This is a genomic window from Kineococcus gynurae (genome assembly GCF_042433995.1).
Taxonomy (GTDB): Bacteria; Actinomycetota; Actinomycetes; order Actinomycetales; family Kineococcaceae; genus Kineococcus; species Kineococcus gynurae.
Window position 1 is genome coordinate 484,781 of sequence record NZ_JBHLUI010000012.1, and the last position, 21,502, is coordinate 506,282.

A 21,502-nucleotide genomic window follows, 5' to 3' on the forward strand; every position below is an offset into this window, starting at 1 on the left:
CCGACGTCAGGACGGGGACCACGAGGGGCCCCCGCGCCCCGACGCACGAGGAGGTCACCGGGAATGACCCGGAACGGTCTGCTGAGCAGCCTGGGCTTCGGCGTCCTCTTCGCCGTGGCCGTGCTGGTCGGTCGCCTGACGATCCTCGACGGCACCTCGCTCAGCCTGGTCTGGCCGGCCGCCGGCGTGGCGACGCTGTGGTTCTCGGTGCAGCGCGAGCAGCGGACCCTGCCCCTCGACCTCGCGCTGCTGGCCGGGATCACGGTGACCGGCAACCTCCTCACCGGCGCCGCCCCGACGCTGGCCGCGGCGTTCGTCGGGGTCAACGTCGTGCAGGTGCTCGTCTTCCACCGGCTCTTCGCCCTGTTCGGCAGCCACCTCTGGGGCGCGGGCGGCTGGGCGCCGATGAGCTCGATCCGCGACCTCGGCGGCATCACCGTCGCCGCGCTGGTCGCCTCCACCGCGGGGGCCGGGCTGGGCTCGCTCGCGCTGGCCCTGACCTCCGGGTCGTTCTCGGGGCAGGCCGCCGCGGTGTGGTTCGCGCGCAACGTCGTCGCCGTGCTGCTGGTGACGGTGGTCGGGCTGCGCCTGACCTGGCTCGGCACGCCGGCCGCCCGGGCGGCGCTCGGACCCCGCCTGCGCGACCGGCTGGAGCTGCCTCGGGGTGGGCGTCTCGTCGAGTTCGTGCTGACGCTGCTGCTCTCCAGCGGGGCCTACGTCCTCGTGTTCCTCGTCATCAACGGCGTGCCCATCGGGTTCAGCCTGCTCGTCATCACCGTGTGGGTCGCGGTCCGTTACCCGACCACCCAGGTCCTGCTGTACAGCACGGCCGGCGGGATCTTCGCCGTCGCGGCCACGCTCGCCGACCACGGACCGTTCGCGACCGTCGCCTCCGACGCGGTCCAGGCCCTGGTCATCCAGTTCTACATCCTCGTCCTGGCCGGGACCGGGCTGCTCCTCGCGCTCGGTCGCGACGACCGCGTCCTGCTGGTGACCCGCCTCGGGGTGCAGGCCGAGGAGAACGCCCGCCAGCGCCGACTCCTGCAGGTGGCCCTCGACGAGGTCGAGCGCAGCGACGAGCTGAACACCGCGGTCCTGGACACCGCGGGCGTCGGCATCGTCGTGTGCGACGCCGAGGGGCGGCTCCTGCGGTTCAACGACGAGGCCCGGCGCTGGCACGGCCTGGACGCCGACGCCTCGCTGGACCCGACCCAGCACGGCGACGTCTACGGCCTCTTCCGCGCCGACGGGCGCACGCCGCTGCCGGCCGCGGAGGTCCCGCTGCACCGGGCGATGGCCGACGGGAGCGTGTCCGACGCCGAGATGGTCATCGCGACCACCGGCCGCGACCCGATGCTCGTGGTCTGCACGGGCCGGGTGGTCCGGACCGAGGACGGGCGCCGGCTGGGGGCGGTCGTCGTCATGCAGGACGTGACGCGCGACCGCGCCCGGGAGCGGGCGCTGCGCGAGGCCCACGGCGACCTCGGGGCCGCCCACGCCGAGCTGGCGGCACGCAGCCGCGAGCTGTCCCGCCACGTCGTCGAGGTCGAGACCCTGGCCCGTGCGACCCGCGCGGTCGTCGGGGCCGACGACCCCCGCCAGGCCATCTGCGAGGCCATGCTCGACCTGACCGGCGCGGACGGGGCCTACCTGCTGCAGCCCGACGAGAACGGGGTCCTCGTCTCGACCGCGAGCGTCGGCCTGCCACCCGGGCTGCGGCTGCGGACCGACCCCCGCACCCAGAGCAGCCTGCCCGCGATGGTGATGGCCGGTCGCGAGCAGCTCTTCGTCGCCGACGTCGCCGCGCACCCGGCCGCCAGCGCCGACTTCATCGCCGCCTGCGGCACCGTCTCGGGGGTGTGGCAGCCCGTGCTGCTGCCCGGCGGACGGGCGACCGGGGTCCTCGGCGTGTTCTGGCAGAGCCGGATGCCGGCGATCACCTCGACGCTCTCGGCACTCCTGCAGGGTCTGGCCGGCGAGGTCGCCCACACCGTCGAGCGGCAGGACCTGCTGGCCCGCCTCGCCGAGGCCGCCCAGCACGACGCCCTCACCGGGCTGACCAACCGGCGGCAGTGGGACACCATCGCCCAGGCCGAGGTGGCCCGGGCGACCCGGACGGGCGTGCCGCTGACGTTCATGATCGTCGACCTCGACCACTTCAAGCGGTTCAACGACACCTTCGGTCACCTGCAGGGCGACGAGCTCCTGCGCGGGTTCGCCGGGGCCGCCTCGCAGCAGCTGCGCGAGGTGGACACCCTGGCCCGCTGGGGTGGGGAGGAGTTCTGCGTCGCCCTTCCCGGGTGCACCGCGATCGAGGCGATCGTCGTCGCCGACCGCATCCGCGGGGTCGTGCCGCAGGGGCAGACCTGCACGATCGGGATCGCGCAGTGGCGCCCCGAGGAGACCCCCGCCCAGGTGCTCGGACGGGCCGACTCCGCGCTCTACCGCGGCAAGCAGTCCGGCCGCGACCTGAGCGTCGTGGCCCCCGCGCTGCCGCCGCGTCCGCTCCGCGACGCGCCCTCTCAGGAACTCTTAACCTCATCGTGACGTGCGCCCCCGGCCCGCACGGTGCGTCACCGTCGGGGGGTCGGCGTGCTTCGTTCCCGCACGGGTGCACACTGGTTGCTGGAAGCGCTATCGCCACGGACGGCAGTCGTCGACGCACAGAGTGACGGCGCGGACGGTCGCCGGGGTCGGTCGCGGGCGACGGGGCCCGTGTCGGCCCGGAGCAGGGTTCGGGCAGTGTTAGCGTTCTGCACACCAAAGGCCGGTGGACATCCTGCTCGGCAGGAGTCCCGTGAGCTGAGCATCCTGCTCAGCGCGCCCTGTCGAGGAGGATTCGCTGGTGGGCATCGAGGACACTCAGGTGCAGGAGAACTCTCGCCGCGGACGGGGTGGCCCCGTCCTCAGTCGGCGTCAAGGTCTCATGGGTCTGGCGGGAGCCGGTGCCCTGTGGACGCTCAGCGCCTGCGGTGGTGGGGACGACGGCGATGGAAGCGGTGAGGGCGGCAGCAGCACCCCGATCACCGTGTGGGGCGGCGAGCCGCAGAACCCGCTGATCCCGACCAACACCAACGAGACCGGCGGCGGGAAGATCCTCGACTGCGTCTTCGCGGGCCTGGTGGCCTACGAGGCCGACGGCACCCCGGTCAACGACGTCGCCGAGAGCATCGAGTCGCCCGACGCGACCACCTACACGATCAAGCTCAAGGCCGACCAGAAGTTCTCCGACGGGTCCCCGGTGACGGCCGACTCCTTCGTCAAGGCGTGGAACTACGGGGCGCTGTCGACCAACGCGCAGCTCAGCAGCTACTTCTTCGAGCCCATCGAGGGCTACGACGCGGTCTCCGCGGAGACCCCGACCGCCCAGGAGCTCTCCGGTCTCGTGGTCGTCGACGAGACCACCTTCACGGTGAAGCTCAACGCCCCCGAGGGTGACTTCCCCCTCCGCCTCGGCTACTCGGCCTACTACCCGCTGCCCGAGAGCGCGTTCGAGGACATCGCGGCGTTCGGCGAGAACCCGGTCGGCAACGGCCCGTACAAGCTGGAGGCCGAGGGCGCCTGGCGGCACAACGAGGGCATCAACCTCGTCGTCAACGACCAGTACGCCGGGCCGCGCAAGCCGGTCAACGCCGGGGTCAACATCGTGTTCTACGCCGACCTCGACACCGCCTACTCGGCGCTGCAGTCCGGTGAGCTCGACGTCCTGGACCAGGTGCCGGACTCGGCCCTGACCACCTTCACCAGCGACCTGGGCGACCGGGCCGTGAACCAGCCCTCGGCCGTCTTCCAGGGCTTCGTGATCCCGACCGCCCTGGCCGGGTTCACCGGAGAGGCGGGCCAGCTCCGTCGCCAGGCCATCGCCTACGCGATCAACCGGGCCGACATCTGCAAGGTCGTCTTCAACGACACCCGCACCCCGGCCAAGGACTACTCCTCCCCGGTCGTGCCCTACTGGACCGAGGACGTCCCGGGCAACGAGGTCTGCACCTACGACGCCGACAAGGCCAAGGAGCTGTGGGCGCAGGCCGAGGCGATCGAGCCCTACACCGGCACGTTCACCATCGCGTACAACACCGACGGCGGGCACGCGACCTGGGTCGACGCGGTCACCGCGGGCCTGCGCCAGACGCTGGGGATGAACGCGGAGGGCAAGCCCTACGCGACCTTCGCCCAGCTCCGCAGCGACATCACGGGCGGCACCATCAACGGTGCGTTCCGTTCGGGCTGGCAGGCCGACTACCCGTCGATGTACAACTTCCTCGCCTCGACCTTCGCCACCGGCGGCGGCTCGAACGACGGCAAGTACTCCAACCCGCAGTACGACGCGCTGCTCGCGCAGGCCTCGGCCAACACCGATGCCGAGGCCGCCGTGGCCACCCTGGTCCAGGCGCAGACCATCCTCATGACGGACCTGCCCTCGATCCCGCTGTGGTACTCCAACGCGGCCGGTGGTTACGCCGACACCGTCTCCGACGTGAAGTTCGGCTGGAACAGCGTGCCGATCTACGAAACCATCACGAAGGCCTGACCCGCCTGCCCTCCCACGGGGTGGGTCACCGCTCGGGCGGTGACCCACCCCCTGCCGTGCGCCAACGCCGACGCTCGGCCATGATCAGTACCCTTCGGAGGAGGTCATCGGATGGGCTGGTACATCGGACGCCGCATCCTGCAGATGGTTCCCGTCTTCATCGGGACCACACTGCTCATCTACGCACTCGTGTTCGCCCTCCCGGGCGATCCCATCGCCGCCCTGTTCGGCGACCGCCCGGTCAGCGAGGCCGTGGCCAACCGCCTACGGGCGCAGTACCACCTGGACCAGCCCTTCTTCGTGCAGTACCTGCTGTACCTGAAGGGCGTCTTCACCCTGGACCTCGGGAACACCTTCAGCGGCCGGCCCGTCATCGACGTCCTGGCCGGCGCGTTCCCGGTCACGATCAAACTGACGATCGTGGCCCTGGTCGTCGAGGCCGTCTTCGGCATCGGCGTCGGGCTGCTCGCCGGGCTGCGTCGCGGCGGGATCTTCGACTCCGGTTCGCTGCTCGTCTCGCTGATCGTCATCGCGGTGCCGATCTTCGTCATCGGCTTCCTGCTCCGTTACGTGTTCGCCGAGCGGCTCGGCTGGGTCCGGGCCTCGGTCGGGGGCGATCCCTCCTGGATCGACCTGCTGCTGCCCGGGATCGTGCTCGGGTCGGTGTCGTTCGCCTACATCCTGCGGTTGACCCGGAACTCGGTGGCGGAGAACCTGACCGCCGACCACGTGCGGACCGCGACCGCCAAGGGCCTGTCCCGTCGGCGGGTGCTCTCGGTGCACGTGCTGCGCAACTCGCTGATCCCCGTGGTGACGTTCATCGGCACCGACGTCGGCGGGCTCATGGCCGGGGCCATCGTCACCGAGGGGATCTTCAACATCCCCGGGGTCGGCGGGACGCTCTACCAGGCGATCATCCGGACCGAGGGCGCGACCATCGTCTCGTTCGTGACCGTGCTGGTGGTCGTGTACCTCATCATCAACCTGCTCGTGGACCTGTTGTACGCCGTCCTGGACCCGAGGATCCGTTATGCCTGAGGCCGTCGTGCGCGAGGGGCAGCAGCACTTCGTCGCCAAGCTCGAGGACACCCCGCTGAAGGCCGTCGACGCCGTCGACGACTCCGCGCCCCCCACCAGCACGTGGGGCGAGGCGTGGCGCCAGCTGCGCCGACGCCCGCTGTTCTGGGCCTCGGCCGTCCTCATCTTCCTGGTCGTGCTGGTCGCGGTGTTCCCCTCGCTGTTCTCCGGCACCGACCCGCGGTTCCAGGACCTGTCGAAGTCGTTGCAGGGCTCCCAGGACGGGCACCCGCTGGGGTTCACCCGGCTCGGGCAGGACGTCTACGCCCGGGTCATCTTCGGGGCCCGCGCCTCCGTCGTCGTCGGTCTCATCTCCACCGGCATCGTCGTCCTCATCGGCGGGGTGTTCGGGGCGGTGGCCGGGTACTACGGCGGGATCTGGGACTCCCTGCTCTCCCGCATCGGCGACATCTTCTTCGCGATCCCGCTGGTGCTCGGCGCCATCGTCCTGATGTCGGTGCTGGACAACCGCAGCGTGTGGGTGATCTCGCTGGTGCTGGCCCTCTTCGCCTGGCCGCAGGTGGCCCGCATCATGCGCTCGGCGGTCCTGCAGGTCCGCGGGGCCGAGTTCGTCACCGCCGCCAAGGCGCTCGGGCTGAGTTCGACCAAGGTGCTGCTGCGTCACGTCGTGCCCAACGCGCTCGGCCCGGTCATCGTCGTGGCGACCATCATGCTCGGAACCTTCATCGCGGCCGAGGCCACGCTGTCGTTCCTGGGGGTGGGCCTGCCGCCGAGCACGGTCTCCTGGGGCGGTGACATCTCCAACGCCCAGGCCTCCCTGCGGACCGACCCGCTGATCCTGTTCTGGCCCGCCGGCGCGCTGTCGCTCACCGTCCTGAGTTTCATCATGCTGGGCGACGTCGTGAGCGACGCCCTGGACCCGAAGGCGCGTAACCGATGAGCCAGCCGAGCCAGTCGTCCGCAGTCCCGCTGCTGCAGGTCAAGGACCTGCACGTCGAGTTCTCCTCCGGCGGACGGGCGGTGCAGGCCGTCCGCGGGGCGAACCTGACCGTGTACCCCGGCCAGACCGTGGCCATCGTCGGGGAGTCGGGGTCGGGCAAGTCGACCACCGCGCAGGCCGTCATCGGGTTGCTGCCCGGCAACGGCAAGGTCTCCGGCGGTCAGATCCTGCTCGACGGCCAGGACATCGCGCGGGCCTCCCGGCGGGAGTTCGAGAAGCTGCGCGGCTCCTCGATCGGCATGGTCCCGCAGGACCCGATGTCGAACCTGAACCCCGTGTGGACCATCGGGTACCAGATCCGCGAGGGGCTCGTCGCCAACGGCCTGGACAAGGGGGCCAAGGCCAAGCAGCGCGCGGCTGAGCTGCTCACCGAGGCCGGACTGCCCGACGCGCACCGGAGGGTCAAGCAGTACCCGCACGAGTTCTCCGGCGGCATGCGCCAGCGCGCGCTCATCGCCATCGGGTTGTCCTCGCGCCCGCGCCTGCTCATCGCCGACGAGCCGACCTCGGCCCTCGACGTGACGGTGCAGCGGCAGATCCTCGACCACCTCGAGAAACTGACGAGCGAGCTCGGCACCGCGGTGCTGCTCATCACGCACGACCTCGGTCTGGCCGCGGAACGGGCCGAGCACCTCGTCGTCATGTACAAGGGGCAGGTCGTCGAGTCCGGGCCGGCGCTGCAGATCCTGCAGGAACCGCAGCACCCCTACACGCAGCGCCTCGTCGCGGCCGCGCCCTCGCTCTCCTCGCGCCGGTTGCAGTCGGCTGCGCGGGCCGAGGTCGTCGAGGCCGCGCAGGCCCACGCGGTCGAGGCCCACGAGCAGGCGGTCTCCACGGGTCAGGACGCCGTCCCCGACGCCGGGGTGACCCCCGACGTCATCGAGGTCGAGCACCTCACCAAGGTGTTCACCATCCGCGGGGCCGGGCCCCGCGGGGAGAAGCTGACCGCGGTGGACGACGTGAGCTTCTCGGTGCGCCGGGGGACGACGACGGCCATCGTCGGCGAGTCCGGCTCGGGCAAGTCGACCGTGGCGCAGATGGTCCTGAACCTGCTGCCCGCCACCGAGGGGGTCGTGAAGTTCGACGGGGTCGACATCACCCGGCTCGACCGCGCCCAGCGCTTCGCGTTCCGGCGCCGGGTCCAGCCGATCTTCCAGAACCCCTACGCCTCGCTGGACCCGAGCTACTCCATCTTCCGGGTCGTCGAGGAACCCATGCGGGTGCACGGGCTCGGTTCGGCGAAGGAACGGGAGACCCGGGTCCGCGACCTGCTCGACAAGGTCGCCCTCCCCACGTCCTCGATGCGGCGCTTCCCCAACGAGCTCTCCGGGGGGCAGCGTCAGCGCGTCGCCATCGCCCGGGCCCTGGCCCTGCAGCCGGAGGTCGTCGTCTGCGACGAGGCGGTCAGCGCGCTCGACGTGCTGGTGCAGGGGCAGATCCTCACCCTGCTGAACGACCTGCAGGCCGAGCTGGGCCTGACCTACCTGTTCATCACCCACGACCTCGCGGTGGTCAAGCAGATCGCCGACGACGTCGTCGTGATGAAGCAGGGGAAGATGGTCGAGCACGCGAGCGTGGACGAGGTGTTCGCCGCCCCGCGCGAGGAGTACACCCGCGCACTGCTCGACGCGATCCCCGGCGGGAAGATCCAGCTGGGCGCCTGAGGGACGGGAGCGGACGTGGCGACGCCCGTCCTGCCGGAGCCGCTGCGACGGGCCCTGCGCCAGGGGCGCCGCGACGACGTCGTCGCGGCGCTCCTCGCGCTGACCCCCGCCGACCGCCGGTCGTTGCGGCGGCCGCTCGCCCACCAGCACGAGGTCACCGGCGCGGCGCCGATCGGCGCCCTCGCCCCGGCGGGCGAGTGGTCCGGCCGGCTGCGGGTCGCCCACCAGTCGGCCGCGGTGGCGGGGTGGTTGGCCTGCTGCGGTCTCCCCACGGCCCTGCGCCTGTGGCCGCTGGACCCCGCCGACGCCCGCGACCTGCCGCCGTTGCTGCACCCGGACGACCTGCCCGCGTTCGTCACGGCGTGGTCGCAGCGGTTCGAGCGCCGCCCCAAGGGCTACGAGCGCAACCGGGGGATCGAGGCCATGTTCGACTGGGCCCACGCCGGTCTGGTGCCGCCGCCGACCGAGCGGGGCGCGGTCCTGCTGCTGGCGACGGCGGTCCCCGGGGTGATGGGTGGGGTGCCGTTGCTGCGCTACCTGGAGGCGCGACCGGTCCTCATCGCGACGACGATGGCCGCGATCTTCGACGTCGACGGCGTTCCGGGGGCCTCACCGGCCCAGGCCGACCAGACCGTCGCGCGCCCCTCCCGGCGGTTGGACGACTTCGTCGTCCCCGAGCTGGTCCGCCGGGGGTACTGGACCCGTCGCTTCGTCCTGGACGGCGTCGACCGGGCCCTCGAGCGCGGGCAGACGCCCTACCACCGCCGCTGGTTCGAGGGCCTCGCCGCCCACGTGCGCGCTGCGTGAGGCGCAGGGGTCATCGGACCCGGGCGAGCGCGAAGCCGTCCCAGCCCTTGGCCCCGACCATCTGCAGCGCGGTCACCTCGAGGCGGTCCTCGGCCCCCATCGCCTCCAGCACCCCGCGGGAGCCGACGACGACCGGGTCGGTACCGCTCTCGTCGAGCACCCGGCCGGCGCGGACGACGTTGTCGACCACGATCAGGCTGCCGGGGCGGGTGAGCTCCAGCGCCCACGTCAGGTAGTTCACGTTGTTCTGCTTGTCGGCGTCGACGAAGACGAGGTCGAACGGGGGCCGACGACCGGCGCTCACGTCCTCCCGCAGCCCGGGCAGGGTGTCGAGGGCGGCCCCGACCCGGATCTCGACCCGCCCGGCCATCCCGGCAGCGGCCAGGTTGCGGGCGGCCACCTCGGCGTGGCGGGGTTCGTACTCGCAGGTCACGACCCGCCCGTCGGCGGGGAGGGCGCGGGCGAGGTGGATCGTGCTGTAGCCGCCCAGGGTTCCGATCTCCAGCACGGTCCGGGCCCCGACGAGCCGGGCCAGCATCCCCAGCAGGGCCCCCTGCAGCGGGGAGACGTCGATCGCGGGCAGACCTGCCGCGGCGTTCTCGTCCAGCGCCAGCTCCAGGACCTCGTCCTCGGGCAGCAGGGTGGCGGTGAGGTAGTCGTCGACCTCCGCCCAGGTCTCGGGACCGGCTCCGTCGCGCGAAGAAGTCATGTCCGCATCCTGCCCAAGGGGGAGGCACTTGGGTACGGTGGGTGGATGCTCGGAATGCTCGGCATCGTCGCCGCAGCCGCCGCCGTCGGCTGCGGAACCGTCTACTGGCGGCTCTCCCCGCGTCAGCGTGAGGCCAAGATGGAGCGTCAGCTGCACCCGCACCGGGTGCGCACCGACTGACCGGACCTCAGCCCGCGGACCCGCCGACCGTGCAGACGCACACCTCGTTGCCCTCCGCGTCGGCCAGGACCCACCACCCCGGGGCGTGGCTCTCGTCGCGCAGCACCCCGCCGGCCGCCACCGCCGCGCGCACCCGTTCCGGCGCCTCGTCGACGTCGAGGTAGACGTCGAGGTGGGTGCGACCGCGACCCGGTCGTGGCGTCGTCATCCTCTGGAACCACACGTCGGGCGCGCGTCCCGCCGGGTCGACGAGGTGCGGGTCGCCGTCGTGGTCATGGGTCAGCCGGTAGCCGGTCACGACCTGCCAGAACGGCAGGACGAGCGCCGGGTCCAGCACGTCCACGGCGACCTGGGCCCCGAGCACCGAGCAGGGCAGCGGCTCCGCCCCCGCCTCCCGGGCCAGGACGTCGATGCGGGCGGCCAGCTCCAGGTCGAGGGCGCTCACGCCCCTGCTGGAGTGGGTCGACAGCAGGAACCACAGGTCGCGGTGGCGCAGGTCCACGTCGGGGTGGTGGTCCAGCTCCTCGGCGACGGTCCCCACGCGGGTCAGCAGCGCCAGCGCCTCCGGCTGCGAGGGCAGCCGGCGGCCGGTGACGAGGCGGCTGTGGTCCTGCCACCAGCCGTCCAGGGTCGCCAGTCCGGCCCGCACGTCCGGCATGCCGAGCAGGGCCCGTCGCGAGATCGCCATGTCCCGATCGTCGCGCGTCCGGTCCGTCGGTGCCGCCCGGGATCGAAGCGGGGCCCGTGCGCGTTGGGCCGGATGAGACGTGATCGCGCCCCGACCCCGAGGACCCTTCCGCATGAGTGAGCAGACCGACCCGCGCCCCGACGACCGGCGCACCGACGACCCGCGCGAGGAGCAGCGCCGGGCCCGCGCCGAGCGGGTGGCCAAGATGCAGCAGGCCGACCGCCGTTCGGCCGGCCGTCGACGGGGCGCGATCATCGCCGGGGCGACCGTCGCGGTGCTGGCCGTCGCGGGCGGGGTCACCGCGGTCATCGTGTCCCAGCCGGATCCGCCCTCGCTCGACGCGGTGCAGACGTTCCAGTACTCCAACGGCGAGGCCCACGTCACCACGCCCGTGGACTACGCCGAGTCGCCGCCGGTCGGTGGCCCGCACAACGGGGTGCCGCAGACGTGCGGCGTCTACGACACCGCGGTGCCGAACGAGAACGCCGTCCACAGCCTCGAGCACGGCGCGGTCTGGATCACCTACCGCCCCGACCTGCCCGCCGACCAGGTCGAGGCCCTGCGGGCCGACGCGCAGGGCCAGAGCTACGTGCTGATGTCGCCCTACCCGGACCTGCCGAGCCCGGTCGTGCTGTCCGCCTGGAACAACCAGCTGCGCCTCGACAGCGGCGAGGACCCCCGGATCGGCGCGTTCCTGGCCCGCTTCGTCCAGGGCAGCCAGACCCCCGAGCCGGGTGCGGCCTGCATCGGCAACGGGGCCCCGATCGCGTGACCCCCCGCCGCGTCCTGATCGCCGTCGTCGCCCTCCTGGCGGTCCTGCTCGCCGGGGTCCTGCTGGGCCGCGCGCTGCCCAGCACCCCCGGAGCCCAGAGCGTCGACGTCGGTTTCGCCCAGGACATGGCCACCCACCACCAGCAGGCGGTGCAGATGGCGGTCCTCGCCGTCGAGCGCACCCCGTCGCCGGACGTCCAGGCGCTCGCCGAGGACATGCTGCTGACGCAGCAGAACCAGGTCGGACGGTTGCAGCAGCTGCTCGGCGTGTGGGACCAGCCGGTCGCGAACACCGGTGAGGTGATGGGCTGGATGGCCGGCACCGACCTGCACGCCCGCCACCTCGGCGAGATCCAGCAGGGGCGGACCATGCCCGGCATGGCCACCGCGGTCGAGCTCAACCGGCTGCGGGAGGAGACCGGCGAGCAGTTCGAGGTCGACTTCCTGCAGCTCATGCTGCGGCACCACGCCGGGGGGATCGAGATGGCCGAGTTCGCCGCCGACCGCGCCACGACCGAGGAGGTCCGCAGCCTGGCCCGGGCGATCGCGGGCTCGCAGACCTCGGAGACCGAGCTGCTCACCGACCTCCTGGCCCAGCGGGGGGCCGAGCCGCTGGGTCCGGCGGCGTGAGGCTCGTGGTCGGGGCGGCCCTCGTCGACGACCTCCGCCGCCCTCGGCGCCTGCTCGCCGCCCGGCGCAGCGCCCCACCGGCGCTCGCCGGACGCTGGGAGCTGCCCGGCGGCAAGGTCGAACCGGGGGAGACCCCGACCGCCGCCCTGCACCGCGAACTGGCCGAGGAGCTCGGTGTCGTGGTCGAGCTCGGGGCCGAGGTCGTCGGCCCGGTGGAGGGCTGCTGGCCGCTGACCCCCGAGCTGCGCATGCGCGTGTGGTGGGCCCGGATCGTCACGGGGGACGCCCAGCCCTTGCAGGACCACGACGAGCTGCGCTGGCTCCAAGAGGGGGAGTGGGGCGCGGTCGACTGGTTGCCCGGTGACGTGGCGCTGATCCGGCACATGGGGTCCACCGCGTCGCAGCGGTAGCGCGGCTCAGCGCCGGTCGGGTTCCGCACCGGGAGCGGGCGGGGTGGGCGGGCCGGCGGGGGCGAGGTCGACCGGGAAGTTCTCGGCCCACTCGTGGTCCACCGCGGTGACCCGCGGGTCGCGCTCGTCGCCCTCGCGCCGCACCCGCGTGGTGATGGCCGGGTCCCGGGCCAGGTCCTTGACCAGGGCGATGCACATGAGCGCCATGATCAGCAGGAACGGGGCGGCGGCGATGATGGTGATGTCCTGCAACGCCTGCAGCCCACCGGCGAAGAACAGGACGATGGCGACGGCGCCCATGAGGCAGCCCCACAGCGCGGTCAGCCACTTCTTGGGCTCGTCCACCCCGTAGGAGCTGAGCGAGGCCATGACGATGCTGGACGCGTCGGCCCCGGAGATGAAGAAGATCGCCACCAGCAGGACGACGACCACCGAGGTGACCTGGCTCCACGGGAAGGCGTCCAGCAGCGTGAACAGCTGGGTCTCGCTCTCCAGCGAGGCCAGGTCGGCGCCGCCCTCACCGCTGAGGAACTTGCGCTGCAGGTCGATCGCCGCGCCGCCCAGGACCGAGAACCAGACGAGGCTGACGGTCGTGGGGATGAGCATGACGCCGACGACGAACTCCCGGATCGTCCGGCCGCGGGAGATCTTGGCGAGGAACGCGCCGACGAACGGCGTCCACGACACCCACCACGCCCAGTAGAAGAGGGTCCAGCCGGCCAGCCAGTCTGTCCCGCCGAAGGCGCCGGTCCGGGCGCCCATGGTCGGCAGGGCGGCGAGGTAGTTCCCGGCGGAGGCCGGGATGAGGTTGAGCATGAAGACGGTCGGCCCGACCACGAACAGGAAGAACAGCAGGACCAGCGCCAGGATCATGTTGGTGTTCGAGAGCCACTTGATGCCGCGCTCGATGCCGCTGATCGCGGACACCACGAAGCACAGGGTCAGGACGGCGATGACCAGCACCTTGACCGTGGTCGTGTTGGGGACCCCGAACACGGTCGTCAGCCCGCCGTTGATCTGCGAGGCCCCGAGCCCCAGCGACACCGCCGACCCGAACAGCGTCGCGAAGATCGCGAAGATGTCGATGACCCGGGCGGCGCGTCGGCCCCGGTTGCCCTTGAGCAGCGGGGCGAAGGCGGCGGAGAACCCCCCGACGCGTTCGCGGCGGTAGGTCGAGTAGGCCAGGGCGAGACCGACCACCGCGTAGATCGCCCACGGGTGCAGTCCCCAGTGGAAGAGCGAGTAGTTCATGGCCTCGCGGGCGGCCTCCTGGGATCCGGGCTCGATCCCGGCCTCGGGGGTGGTCATCAGGTGGCTGACCGGCTCGGTCACCCCGTAGAACATGAGCCCGATGCCCATCCCGGCCGAGAACATCATCGCGATCCAGGAGGCGCGGCTGAAGTCCGGTCGGTCCTCGTCGCGGCCCAGGCGGATGCGCCCGAACCGGCTGAACGCCAGGACGAGGGCGAGGGCCACGAACGCGGTCGCCCCGAGGACGAAGGCCCAACCGAAGTCCTCGACGACGACGGCGAGGGCGGCCTCGGAGCCCTCCTGCAACTGCCCGGGCCACACGGCCCCGACGACCAGGAAGGCCACGACGATCCCCGCCGCGATCGCGAAGGTGCGCTTGTCGATCGGCGACGCGTGCGGCTTGCGGGAGGCCTCCGGCCCGCCCGCGACCGGCGGCTCGATCGGGGAGGTTCGGTGATCGGGAGGGGCAGACATGCGGAAGAGAGTGGCACGGGGGGACCGGGCGCGGCCAGTCCTTCGATGACCCGAACGAACCATTTCTGGAGCATCCGTGCAGGTCGCAGCCCTGTCGACGACTTCTGGAATAGTTCAGAATGACGGGGTGAGATGGTCCACGGCGGTACGCCGGATCGAGGAGATCGCCGACGAGTGCGCCCGGATGGCGGCCCAGCCCGCGGCCATCTTCCGGCTGCGGGTGACCGAGGCCTGGCTGCACGGCCCCCTGCTCGACCCGCCGGTCGAGGAGCTCACCGACGCGACGGTCCCGCTGCGGGTCGCGCTCGTCCACGAGGACCGGGTCGAGGGTGACGCCGGGCCCGCGGCCTGGGGCACGCTGCCGCCCGGGGCGGGGCAGTGGCTGGCCGCGTCCCGCCTGCCGCGCTGGCAGGTGCGCACCCGGTTCCGGGCGGTCGGCAGCCCCGTGGCCAACCACGAGATCGTCGCGCCGCTGCGCTTCTGGACCCTCGACGCCGGGCTCGACGAGGCGGTCGTGGCGGCGCTGCGATCGGGCCGCGCGGAGGAGGTGGCCCGGCGGCGGGAACCGGAACCGGCTCCGGGGGAGGCCCTCGCGGCGGTCGAGGCCGAGCTCGCCCGGAGCCTGCACCGGATGGGCGAACTGAGCGCCGCGCGGGAGCGGCACCGCCACGAGCCGGGGCAGGAGAAGCGGCTCGAGGAGCTCGCCGACGTCGTCGCCGGGTACCTCGATCTGCGCCACGCCCGGGAGCGGGTCGGGCGCGGGTAGACTCCGGTGACCGCCCCACCACTCTCGGAAGAGCCTCTTCATGCCCTTGAGCACCCGCCACGACCTGCGCAACGTCGCGATCGTCGCCCACGTCGACCACGGCAAGACGACCCTCGTCGACGCGATGCTGTGGCAGTCCGGGGCCTTCCGGGCCAACGCCGACGTCGCCGACCGCGTCATGGACTCCGGCGACCTGGAGCGTGAGAAGGGCATCACGATCCTGGCCAAGAACACCTCGGTGCGCTACGCCGGACCCGGCTCGCCCGAGGGCGGAATGACCATCAACATCATCGACACCCCCGGCCACGCCGACTTCGGTGGCGAGGTCGAGCGCGGGCTGTCGATGGTCGACGGCGTCGTCCTGCTCGTCGACGCCTCCGAGGGGCCGCTGCCGCAGACCCGCTTCGTGCTCCGCAAGGCGCTCGCGGCCGGGATGCCCGTCGTCATCCTGGTCAACAAGGTCGACCGTCCCGACGCCCGCATCGAGGCCGTCGTCGAGGAGACCATCGACCTGCTGCTCGACCTGGGCTCCGACGTCGAGGGCATCGACGCCGACAAGCTGCTCGAGGTCCCCGTCGTCTACGCCTCGGCGAAGAACGGCCGCGCCTCGCTGAACCGTCCCGACGACGGCGGCCTGCCGGACTCCGAGGACCTGGTCCCGCTGTTCCAGACCATCCTCGACACCATCCCGGCGCCGACCTACGACCCCGAGACCCCGCTGCAGGCGCACGTCACCAACCTCGACGCCTCGCCGTTCCTGGGCCGTCTCGCCCTGCTGCGCGTGTTCTCCGGCGAGCTGGTGAAGGGTCAGCAGGTCGCCTGGTGCAAGCACGACGGCAGCGTCGAGCGCGTCAAGATCACCGAGCTGCTCGTCACCGAGGCCGTCACCCGTGTCCCGGGCGAGAAGGCGGGCCCGGGCGACATCGTCGCCGTCGCCGGCATCGAGGGGATCACCATCGGTGAGACCCTCGCCGACCCGGAGGACCCGCGGCCGCTGCCGCTCATCACCGTCGACGAGCCCGCGATCTCGATGGTCATCGGCACCAACACCTCGCCGATGGCCGGTCGGGTCAAGGGGTCCAAGGTCACCGCGCGCCTGGTCAAGGACCGCCTCGAGTCCGAGCTCGTCGGCAACGTGTCCATCCGCGTGCTGCCGACCGAGCGCCCCGACGCCTGGGAGGTGCAGGGCCGCGGTGAGCTGGCCCTGGCCATCCTCGTCGAGCAGATGCGTCGCGAGGGCTACGAGCTGACCGTCGGCAAGCCCCAGGTGGTGCTGCGCAAGGACGAGAACGGCAAGACCCTCGAACCCTTCGAGCACCTGACGATCGACTCCCCCGAGGAGTACCTGGGGGCCATCACCCAGCTGCTCGCCGCCCGCAAGGGCCGCATGGAGACGATGACGAACCACGGCACCGGCTGGGTGCGCATGGAGTTCTACGTCCCCTCCCGCGGGCTCATCGGGTTCCGCACCGAGTTCCTCACCGACACCCGCGGCACCGGCATCGCCCACGCGCTGTTCGCCAAGTACGACCAGTGGGCCGGTGAGATCCGCACCCGTCAGTCCGGTTCGCTCGTCGCCGACCGTGCGGGGGCCGCGACCGCGTTCGCGATGACGAACCTGCAGGAGCGCGGGCAGATGTTCGTCGAGCCGACCTCCGAGGTGTACGAGGGCATGATCGTCGGGGAGAACTCCCGCGCCGACGACATGGACGTGAACATCACCAAGGAGAAGAAGCTCACCAACATGCGCTCGTCGACCTCCGACGAGTTCGAGCGGCTGATCCCCCCGCGCCACCTGTCCCTGGAGCAGTGCCTGGAGTTCTGCCGCGAGGACGAGTGCGTCGAGGTGACCCCGGATGCGGTCCGGATCCGCAAGGTCGTGCTCGACCAGAACGCGCGCGGCAAGTCGGCCTCCAAGGCCAAGAAGGGCTGACGCTCCCCGTCGGGGGCACCCGGCGGCCGCACGGTCGCCGGGTGGCAGAGTTGGGTCATGACCACGCTCCCCCCGGAGGAACCCGCCGGCGCCGGAACCCTCGGCCGTGACCCCTTGGAGACCGTCGCCGACATCGTCGACGACGTGGCCCGGGAACTCGACCCCGAGGAACTGGCTTCGATGGAACGGCTCGACCAGCCCCGGCGGGTGCTGTTCGTGCACGCCCACCCCGACGACGAGTCCTTGTGCGCCGCAGGCACGATGGCCCGCTACGCCGACGCCGGGGCGCACGTCGCCCTGCTCACCGCGACCCGTGGCGAACTCGGCGACATCGTCCCGCCCGAGCATGCGCACCTGGACCCCGACGGGCTCGGGGAGCTGCGCACCCACGAGCTGGCGACCGCCATGGAGGCGCTCGGGGTGGGCGACCACCGGTTCCTGGCCCGGCCCGACGGCAGCGGGTACCGCGACTCGGGCATGGTGTGGGCCGAACCCGGTCGGGCCGCGGCCGGCACCGACATCGACCCGCGGGCCTTCGTCGCCGCCGACCCGGAGGAGGCCGCGCTCGGGGTCGCCGACGTCATCCGTGAGCTGCGGCCCCAGGTCGTCGTGACCTACGAACCGGGCGGGGGGTACGGCCACCCCGACCACGTCCGGGTGCACGAGGTGACGATGCGGGCGCTGGTCCTGGCCGCCGGATCGGGGCCCGACGGCACCGCGGTGCCGTGGAACGTCGCCAAGGTCTACTGGCACGTGCTGCCCGAGTCCGTGGCCCGCGCCGGGGTCCGGCGGCTGCACGAGACGGGCGCCCCCGGGGCGGCCGATCCCGAGGAGAACCTGCCGAGCATGGTCACGCCCGACGCCGACGTGACCACGGCCGTCGACGTCACCGAGCAGCTCGCGGCCAAGGTCGCCGCGCTGCGCGCCCACGCCACCCAGCTCACGCTGGACCTCGAGGCCGAGGTGCCCGCCCTGCGGCTCAGCAACGACGCGCCCCAGCCGGTCCTGCCGCGGGAGTTCTTCCGACTGGTCCACGGGGTCGTGTCGGGCCCCTTCGACCGGGATGGTCGCGAGACCGACCTGTTCGCGGGGGTTGCGCCGAACGGGTGAAGCACTCACCCGCCGGGGTCACAGCGCGTAGAACAGCGGTGCATCCTCCGGCGTCGACGGCGAGGCTGTCCGCATGACGGCGATCACCGAGCAGCGCTACGGCCGGGTCAACGCGGACGTGCACCGGGCCCGCGAACGGACCCGGCGACGGCGGACCGTCCGGCTGCTGCTCGTCGTGCTGGCCCTCGTGGTCGCGGTCGACGTGCGGTTGCTGATGGGTCTGCCCGTCGTGCCCGCGTTGCCGGTGGTGGACCCGCTGTACGTGATGATCGGCATCTTCTTCGCGGTGATGATCGCGATGCTGGTCGGGCAGACGCTGGTGTCCGGGCGGTCCCCGCACGTCCTGTACCGCCCCGAGCAGATCGACGTGGCGCTGGAGGACGTGAAGGGTCTGCCCGCGATCCGGGAGGAGGTCGAACGCAGCCTCGACCTCTTCCTGGGGGCCCGCACGTTCCGTCGGGAGATGGGTGGTCGGCCGCGGCGCGGCCTGCTGTTCGAGGGCCCGCCCGGCACCGGCAAGACCCACATCGCCAAGGCCATGGCCCGGGAGGCGGGGGTGCCGTTCCTCTTCGTGTCCGCGACCTCGTTCCAGTCGATGTGGTACGGCGCGACGGCGCGCAAGGTGCGTTCCTACTTCCGGGCCGTGCGGCGCACCGCGCGGGCGGAGGGTGGGGCGATCGCGTTCATCGAGGAGATCGACGCGATCGCCGGGGCCCGGGGTGGGATGAACTCCATGACGCCCGCGGTCGCGCCCGCGGCGCAGCACCTCGGGTGCGGGGGCCTGACCGGCCTGGGCGGTTCCGCGGTGGCGGCCGCTGCCCCGGGTGGGGTGCGGGTCGAGCGCCTGGCCTCGTCCGAGGGGGCCTCCGGGGTGGTCAACGAACTCCTCGTGCAGTTGCAGTCGTTCGACGAGCCGACCGCGGGGGAGCGGTTGCGCGCCTTCGCCGTCGAGACCGTGAATCGGTTCCTGCCGGCCGGACGCCGGCGTCCGCTGCCGCGGCCGGAACCCGTCGAGATCCTCGTGGTGGCCGCGACCAACCGCGCCGACGCGCTCGACCCCGCGCTGCTGCGGCCGGGGCGCTTCGACCGCCGGCTCACGTTCACGCTGCCCGACAAGGCGGGACGCCGGGAACTCATCGAGCACTTCCTGGCCCGCAAGGCCCACGACGCCGACCTCGCCGTCGCCGAGCGGCGCGACGCCCTGGCCGGGATCACCACCGGGTACTCGCCCGTGATGATCGAGAACCTGCTGGACGAGGCCCTGGTGAACGCGGTGCGCCGCAACGCCCCTGCGATGTCCTGGGCCGACCTGGAGCACGCCCGTCTGGTCACCGAGATCGGGCTCGGCCAGCCCGTCGGCTACACCGACCACGAGGCGCGGCTCATCGCCACCCACGAGGCCGGTCACGCCACCGTCGCCTGGCTTGTCGCGCCGGAACGCCGGTTGGAGATCCTCACCATCGTCCGCCGCGCCAACGCGCTCGGCCTGCTGGCGCACGGCGACGCCGAGGACGTGTTCACCCGTTCCCGCGCGGAGCTGCGCAGTTTCATCCAGATCGCCTTCGGCGGTCAGGTCGCCGAGGAGGAGTTCTTCGGCGACGTGTCCACCGGGCCCTCCGGCGACCTGCAGGCGGCCACCACGACCGCCGCCCAGATGGTCGGCGCGGCCGGGATGGCCGGGACGCTGATCTCGTTCGCCGCCGTCCAGCAGGGTGCTCTCGCCGACGGGAACCTGGTGTCCCGGGTCCTCGGGGACACGCAGGGGCGGGCCATGGTCGAGGAGCTGCTGACCGAGCAGAAGGAGGTCGTCCGGACCCTCGTCCGCGAGAACCGGCACCTCGTCGAGGCGCTGCGCGACGCGCTGCTGGAACGGCACGAGCTGATCGGTCACGAGATCACCGAGGTCCTCGAGCGGGCGTCGCGGCCGGCGGTCGTGGACCTGCGGGAGGCGGCGTCGAGAGCTTCCCGTCCCTGACGGGGGTCTCATTCGCCGAGCAGGCCCCGGCAGGTCCGTCCCAGTGGCACCATCAGCCTCACCTGTTCCAACGGCGAAGGCAGGTGGCGGAGATGAGTGACGGCGGAGCGACCGGAGAACCGGGCGGCCCGGGGCCAGCGCCCGCTGCCGCGCAGGACGACGGAGCACAGGGGGCGGCCCGTGTCCGTCGGCGCACCGCGTTGCTCGCCTCCGGCGGGGCCTTCGTGGGCGGGTGGGCCGCAAGCAAGGCGCTGGACGCGGTGTCGGGAGCGGTCGAGGCCTCGCTGACGCCTCCGCTCCGGGTGACGCCTCGTGACAACGCCCCCGCCAGGGACAAGGCCGAGTTCGACGCCATCGCCTTCACCCCCGGCGCGCCGCAGTACGTCCTCCCCATCAGCGAGGAGCGACTTCTGGCGTCCCAGCCCTCGCTCGATCGGGACGTGGACCTGGACGCCTGGGCTCGAAAGCTCGGGGGCGTGCCCTCCAGCGCGGCCATCGTGGAACTGACCGTCGGGGCGAACGAGGGGCGAATCCTCGACGTGATCGACATCCGCGTGGACGTCGTCTCGCGGGGACCCGCGTTGACCGGGATCTACATGGCGCCGGAGGGGGGCGGCGACTATTGGGAGTACACCCTCTCCGCCGACCTGGACACCGATCCCGTCACCTACCGACGGGTCTTCGACTTCGGGGACGAGACCTGGAACTTCCCCTTCACCGTGAGCGGTGACGAGAAGCTGATCGTTTACGTCTACGCACACACGGACACCCAGACGGTCGAGTTCAACGTGCTCTTCGATCTCTACGATCCCGACGCCGACGAGCGGACGACCCAGATCGTCAACCGTCGGGGCGTCCCCTACAAGGTGACCGGCCTGTCCAACGCGGCGACGTCGTTCGTGTTCCGGCGGGGGCAGGGCATCGAGAACTACGGCCCGCGAGCACGCGGGCCGTTACCGAACCCGGCCTGAAGCCCAGTCCTGTTGCGGTGTCAGAACGGGGCTTCCGCGGGCCCGCCCCACCTTGTCGTGGCGGCGGCGCGCCTGCGTCGTCGGTGGGCGGCGCGGGTCTCGAACACGTACAGCGTCTTCTGCCGGTGGTGCCTCCGGCAGGAGGCGTGCAGGTTCGCCCGGACCGTCTGCCCGCCTTCCTCGAACGGGACCTCGTGGTCGAGGTCGCAGTCGATCGCGGGCACCAGGCAGCCCGGGGTGGTGCACGTCTTGTCCCTCGCCTGCACGAAACGGCGTAATGCGGCGCCGGGGCGGTAGACCCGAGGTGAGACGTCCAGAACGTCGCCCGTCACCGGGTCGGTGAGGACTCTTCGCCAGTCCCCGTCGGCGGCCAGGGCGCGGGCCAGCGCGGCGGGGACCGGGCCGATCCCGGCGACCTCACCCGGTTCGTCGTCCAGACCCAGCAACGTCCGGGCGGCGATCGTGACGTGGACGGTGGTGCTGGAGGCGGGGCGGTGGGTCCGGACGTGCGTCACCGGGTTCACCTCGACCGGGCTCCGCCGGCGTGGTGGGGTCGGAGAAGGCGGGGACGCCGTCGCGCATCGCGGTGGTGAG

At 72.2% G+C, this 21,502-nt stretch carries 19 protein-coding genes; 15 read left to right on the forward strand and 4 right to left on the reverse strand.

The features are described from left to right. The first annotated feature begins 63 nt into the window (after positions 1 to 63). From ACFFKU_RS18235 to ACFFKU_RS18260, 6 genes are all read left to right on the forward strand, one after another. Complete coding sequence (locus ACFFKU_RS18235) at positions 64 to 2,547, forward strand: diguanylate cyclase domain-containing protein (RefSeq protein ID WP_380140245.1); 2,484 nt, start codon at positions 64 to 66, stop codon at positions 2,545 to 2,547. 379 nt (positions 2,548 to 2,926) lie between these two features. After that, a complete protein-coding gene (locus ACFFKU_RS18240) occupies positions 2,927 to 4,531 on the forward strand; it encodes a peptide ABC transporter substrate-binding protein (protein WP_380140247.1) in 1,605 nt (534 codons plus the stop codon). Between the two features lie 111 nt (positions 4,532 to 4,642). Continuing rightward, complete coding sequence (locus ACFFKU_RS18245) at positions 4,643 to 5,569, forward strand: ABC transporter permease (RefSeq protein ID WP_380140249.1); 927 nt, start codon at positions 4,643 to 4,645, stop codon at positions 5,567 to 5,569. Further along, positions 5,562 to 6,509: an ABC transporter permease gene (locus ACFFKU_RS18250; protein WP_380140250.1), complete on the forward strand. Its 948-nt coding sequence runs from the start codon at positions 5,562 to 5,564 to the stop codon at positions 6,507 to 6,509. The genes ACFFKU_RS18245 and ACFFKU_RS18250 overlap by 8 nt, the downstream gene beginning before the upstream one ends. Further along, a complete protein-coding gene (locus ACFFKU_RS18255; protein WP_380140252.1) occupies positions 6,506 to 8,233 on the forward strand; it encodes a dipeptide ABC transporter ATP-binding protein in 1,728 nt (575 codons plus the stop codon). Before ACFFKU_RS18250 ends, ACFFKU_RS18255 begins: the two co-directional genes overlap by 4 nt. A gap of 15 nt (positions 8,234 to 8,248) precedes the next feature. Then, positions 8,249 to 9,040, forward strand: a complete 792-nt coding sequence (locus tag ACFFKU_RS18260) for a hypothetical protein (protein WP_380140253.1) — start codon at positions 8,249 to 8,251, stop codon at positions 9,038 to 9,040. A gap of 10 nt (positions 9,041 to 9,050) precedes the next feature. Here ACFFKU_RS18260 and ACFFKU_RS18265 read toward each other — a convergent pair whose 3' ends face one another. Further along, positions 9,051 to 9,749 carry an O-methyltransferase gene (locus ACFFKU_RS18265; RefSeq protein ID WP_380140254.1) on the reverse strand — a complete coding sequence of 233 codons (699 nt, stop codon included), beginning with the start codon at positions 9,747 to 9,749 and terminating at the stop codon, positions 9,051 to 9,053. Positions 9,750 to 9,794: 45 nt separating this feature from the next. Between ACFFKU_RS18265 and ACFFKU_RS18270 the strand changes: the two genes are divergently transcribed. Continuing rightward, positions 9,795 to 9,929 (forward strand): hypothetical protein, encoded by a 135-nt coding sequence (locus tag ACFFKU_RS18270; protein ID WP_380140255.1) that lies wholly within the window; start codon positions 9,795 to 9,797, stop codon positions 9,927 to 9,929. Positions 9,930 to 9,936: 7 nt separating this feature from the next. Here ACFFKU_RS18270 and ACFFKU_RS18275 read toward each other — a convergent pair whose 3' ends face one another. Next, entirely contained in the window at positions 9,937 to 10,617 is a 681-nt protein-coding gene (locus tag ACFFKU_RS18275) for a 4a-hydroxytetrahydrobiopterin dehydratase (RefSeq protein ID WP_380140256.1), read from the reverse strand. Positions 10,618 to 10,729: 112 nt separating this feature from the next. On the opposite strand from ACFFKU_RS18275, the gene ACFFKU_RS18280 reads away from it, so the two are divergent. From ACFFKU_RS18280 to ACFFKU_RS18290, 3 genes are read left to right on the forward strand one after another with little or no spacing between them, the layout of a single operon-like run. Further along, complete coding sequence (locus ACFFKU_RS18280) at positions 10,730 to 11,389, forward strand: thioredoxin-like domain-containing protein (RefSeq protein ID WP_380140257.1); 660 nt, start codon at positions 10,730 to 10,732, stop codon at positions 11,387 to 11,389. Beyond that, positions 11,386 to 12,018: a DUF305 domain-containing protein gene (locus tag ACFFKU_RS18285; RefSeq protein ID WP_380140258.1), complete on the forward strand. Its 633-nt coding sequence runs from the start codon at positions 11,386 to 11,388 to the stop codon at positions 12,016 to 12,018. Before ACFFKU_RS18280 ends, ACFFKU_RS18285 begins: the two co-directional genes overlap by 4 nt. Then, a complete protein-coding gene (locus tag ACFFKU_RS18290) occupies positions 12,015 to 12,428 on the forward strand; it encodes an NUDIX domain-containing protein (RefSeq protein ID WP_380140259.1) in 414 nt (137 codons plus the stop codon). The genes ACFFKU_RS18285 and ACFFKU_RS18290 overlap by 4 nt, the downstream gene beginning before the upstream one ends. Before the next feature lie 6 nt (positions 12,429 to 12,434). Here ACFFKU_RS18290 and ACFFKU_RS18295 read toward each other — a convergent pair whose 3' ends face one another. Then, a complete protein-coding gene (locus ACFFKU_RS18295) occupies positions 12,435 to 14,153 on the reverse strand; it encodes a BCCT family transporter (protein WP_380140260.1) in 1,719 nt (572 codons plus the stop codon). A 127-nt stretch (positions 14,154 to 14,280) separates the two neighbouring features. Between ACFFKU_RS18295 and ACFFKU_RS18300 the strand changes: the two genes are divergently transcribed. The 5 genes from ACFFKU_RS18300 to ACFFKU_RS18320 all read left to right on the forward strand — a co-directional run bounded on the left by ACFFKU_RS18300 (position 14,281) and on the right by ACFFKU_RS18320 (position 20,908). Then, on the forward strand, positions 14,281 to 14,919 hold the full coding sequence (locus ACFFKU_RS18300; protein WP_380140261.1) for a DUF7711 family protein: 639 nt from the start codon (positions 14,281 to 14,283) through the stop codon (positions 14,917 to 14,919). Between the two features lie 40 nt (positions 14,920 to 14,959). Further along, entirely contained in the window at positions 14,960 to 16,852 is a 1,893-nt protein-coding gene (gene typA, locus ACFFKU_RS18305; RefSeq protein WP_380140262.1) for a translational GTPase TypA, read from the forward strand. Between the two features lie 180 nt (positions 16,853 to 17,032). After that, a complete protein-coding gene (mshB, locus tag ACFFKU_RS18310) occupies positions 17,033 to 17,962 on the forward strand; it encodes an N-acetyl-1-D-myo-inositol-2-amino-2-deoxy-alpha-D-glucopyranoside deacetylase (RefSeq protein ID WP_380140298.1) in 930 nt (309 codons plus the stop codon). Positions 17,963 to 18,035: 73 nt separating this feature from the next. Beyond that, positions 18,036 to 19,937 (forward strand): AAA family ATPase, encoded by a 1,902-nt coding sequence (locus ACFFKU_RS18315; RefSeq protein WP_380140263.1) that lies wholly within the window; start codon positions 18,036 to 18,038, stop codon positions 19,935 to 19,937. 92 nt (positions 19,938 to 20,029) lie between these two features. Then, on the forward strand, positions 20,030 to 20,908 hold the full coding sequence (locus tag ACFFKU_RS18320; protein ID WP_380140264.1) for a hypothetical protein: 879 nt from the start codon (positions 20,030 to 20,032) through the stop codon (positions 20,906 to 20,908). Positions 20,909 to 20,928: 20 nt separating this feature from the next. Here ACFFKU_RS18320 and ACFFKU_RS18325 read toward each other — a convergent pair whose 3' ends face one another. Continuing rightward, on the reverse strand, positions 20,929 to 21,423 hold the full coding sequence (locus ACFFKU_RS18325; RefSeq protein ID WP_380140265.1) for an HNH endonuclease signature motif containing protein: 495 nt from the start codon (positions 21,421 to 21,423) through the stop codon (positions 20,929 to 20,931). Between the last annotated feature and the right edge of the window lie 79 nt (positions 21,424 to 21,502).

What these genes read in the sequence shown, in the direction of transcription:
- ACFFKU_RS18320 (WP_380140264.1), top strand. Translation starts at nt 20,030, where the DNA reads ATGAGTGACGGCGGAGCGACCGGAGAACCGGGCGGCCCGGGGCCAGCG.
- ACFFKU_RS18250 (WP_380140250.1), top strand. Translation starts at nt 5,562, where the DNA reads ATGCCTGAGGCCGTCGTGCGCGAGGGGCAGCAGCACTTCGTCGCCAAG.
- ACFFKU_RS18275 (WP_380140256.1), bottom strand. Translation starts at nt 10,617, where the DNA reads ATGGCGATCTCGCGACGGGCCCTGCTCGGCATGCCGGACGTGCGGGCC.
- ACFFKU_RS18295 (WP_380140260.1), bottom strand. Translation starts at nt 14,153, where the DNA reads ATGTCTGCCCCTCCCGATCACCGAACCTCCCCGATCGAGCCGCCGGTC.
- ACFFKU_RS18255 (WP_380140252.1), top strand. Translation starts at nt 6,506, where the DNA reads ATGAGCCAGCCGAGCCAGTCGTCCGCAGTCCCGCTGCTGCAGGTCAAG.
- ACFFKU_RS18315 (WP_380140263.1), top strand. Translation starts at nt 18,036, where the DNA reads ATGACGGCGATCACCGAGCAGCGCTACGGCCGGGTCAACGCGGACGTG.
- ACFFKU_RS18270 (WP_380140255.1), top strand. Translation starts at nt 9,795, where the DNA reads ATGCTCGGAATGCTCGGCATCGTCGCCGCAGCCGCCGCCGTCGGCTGC.
- typA (WP_380140262.1), top strand. Translation starts at nt 14,960, where the DNA reads ATGCCCTTGAGCACCCGCCACGACCTGCGCAACGTCGCGATCGTCGCC.
- ACFFKU_RS18280 (WP_380140257.1), top strand. Translation starts at nt 10,730, where the DNA reads ATGAGTGAGCAGACCGACCCGCGCCCCGACGACCGGCGCACCGACGAC.
- ACFFKU_RS18265 (WP_380140254.1), bottom strand. Translation starts at nt 9,749, where the DNA reads ATGACTTCTTCGCGCGACGGAGCCGGTCCCGAGACCTGGGCGGAGGTC.
- mshB (WP_380140298.1), top strand. Translation starts at nt 17,033, where the DNA reads ATGGAACGGCTCGACCAGCCCCGGCGGGTGCTGTTCGTGCACGCCCAC.
- ACFFKU_RS18235 (WP_380140245.1), top strand. Translation starts at nt 64, where the DNA reads ATGACCCGGAACGGTCTGCTGAGCAGCCTGGGCTTCGGCGTCCTCTTC.
- ACFFKU_RS18240 (WP_380140247.1), top strand. Translation starts at nt 2,927, where the DNA reads ATGGGTCTGGCGGGAGCCGGTGCCCTGTGGACGCTCAGCGCCTGCGGT.
- ACFFKU_RS18245 (WP_380140249.1), top strand. Translation starts at nt 4,643, where the DNA reads ATGGGCTGGTACATCGGACGCCGCATCCTGCAGATGGTTCCCGTCTTC.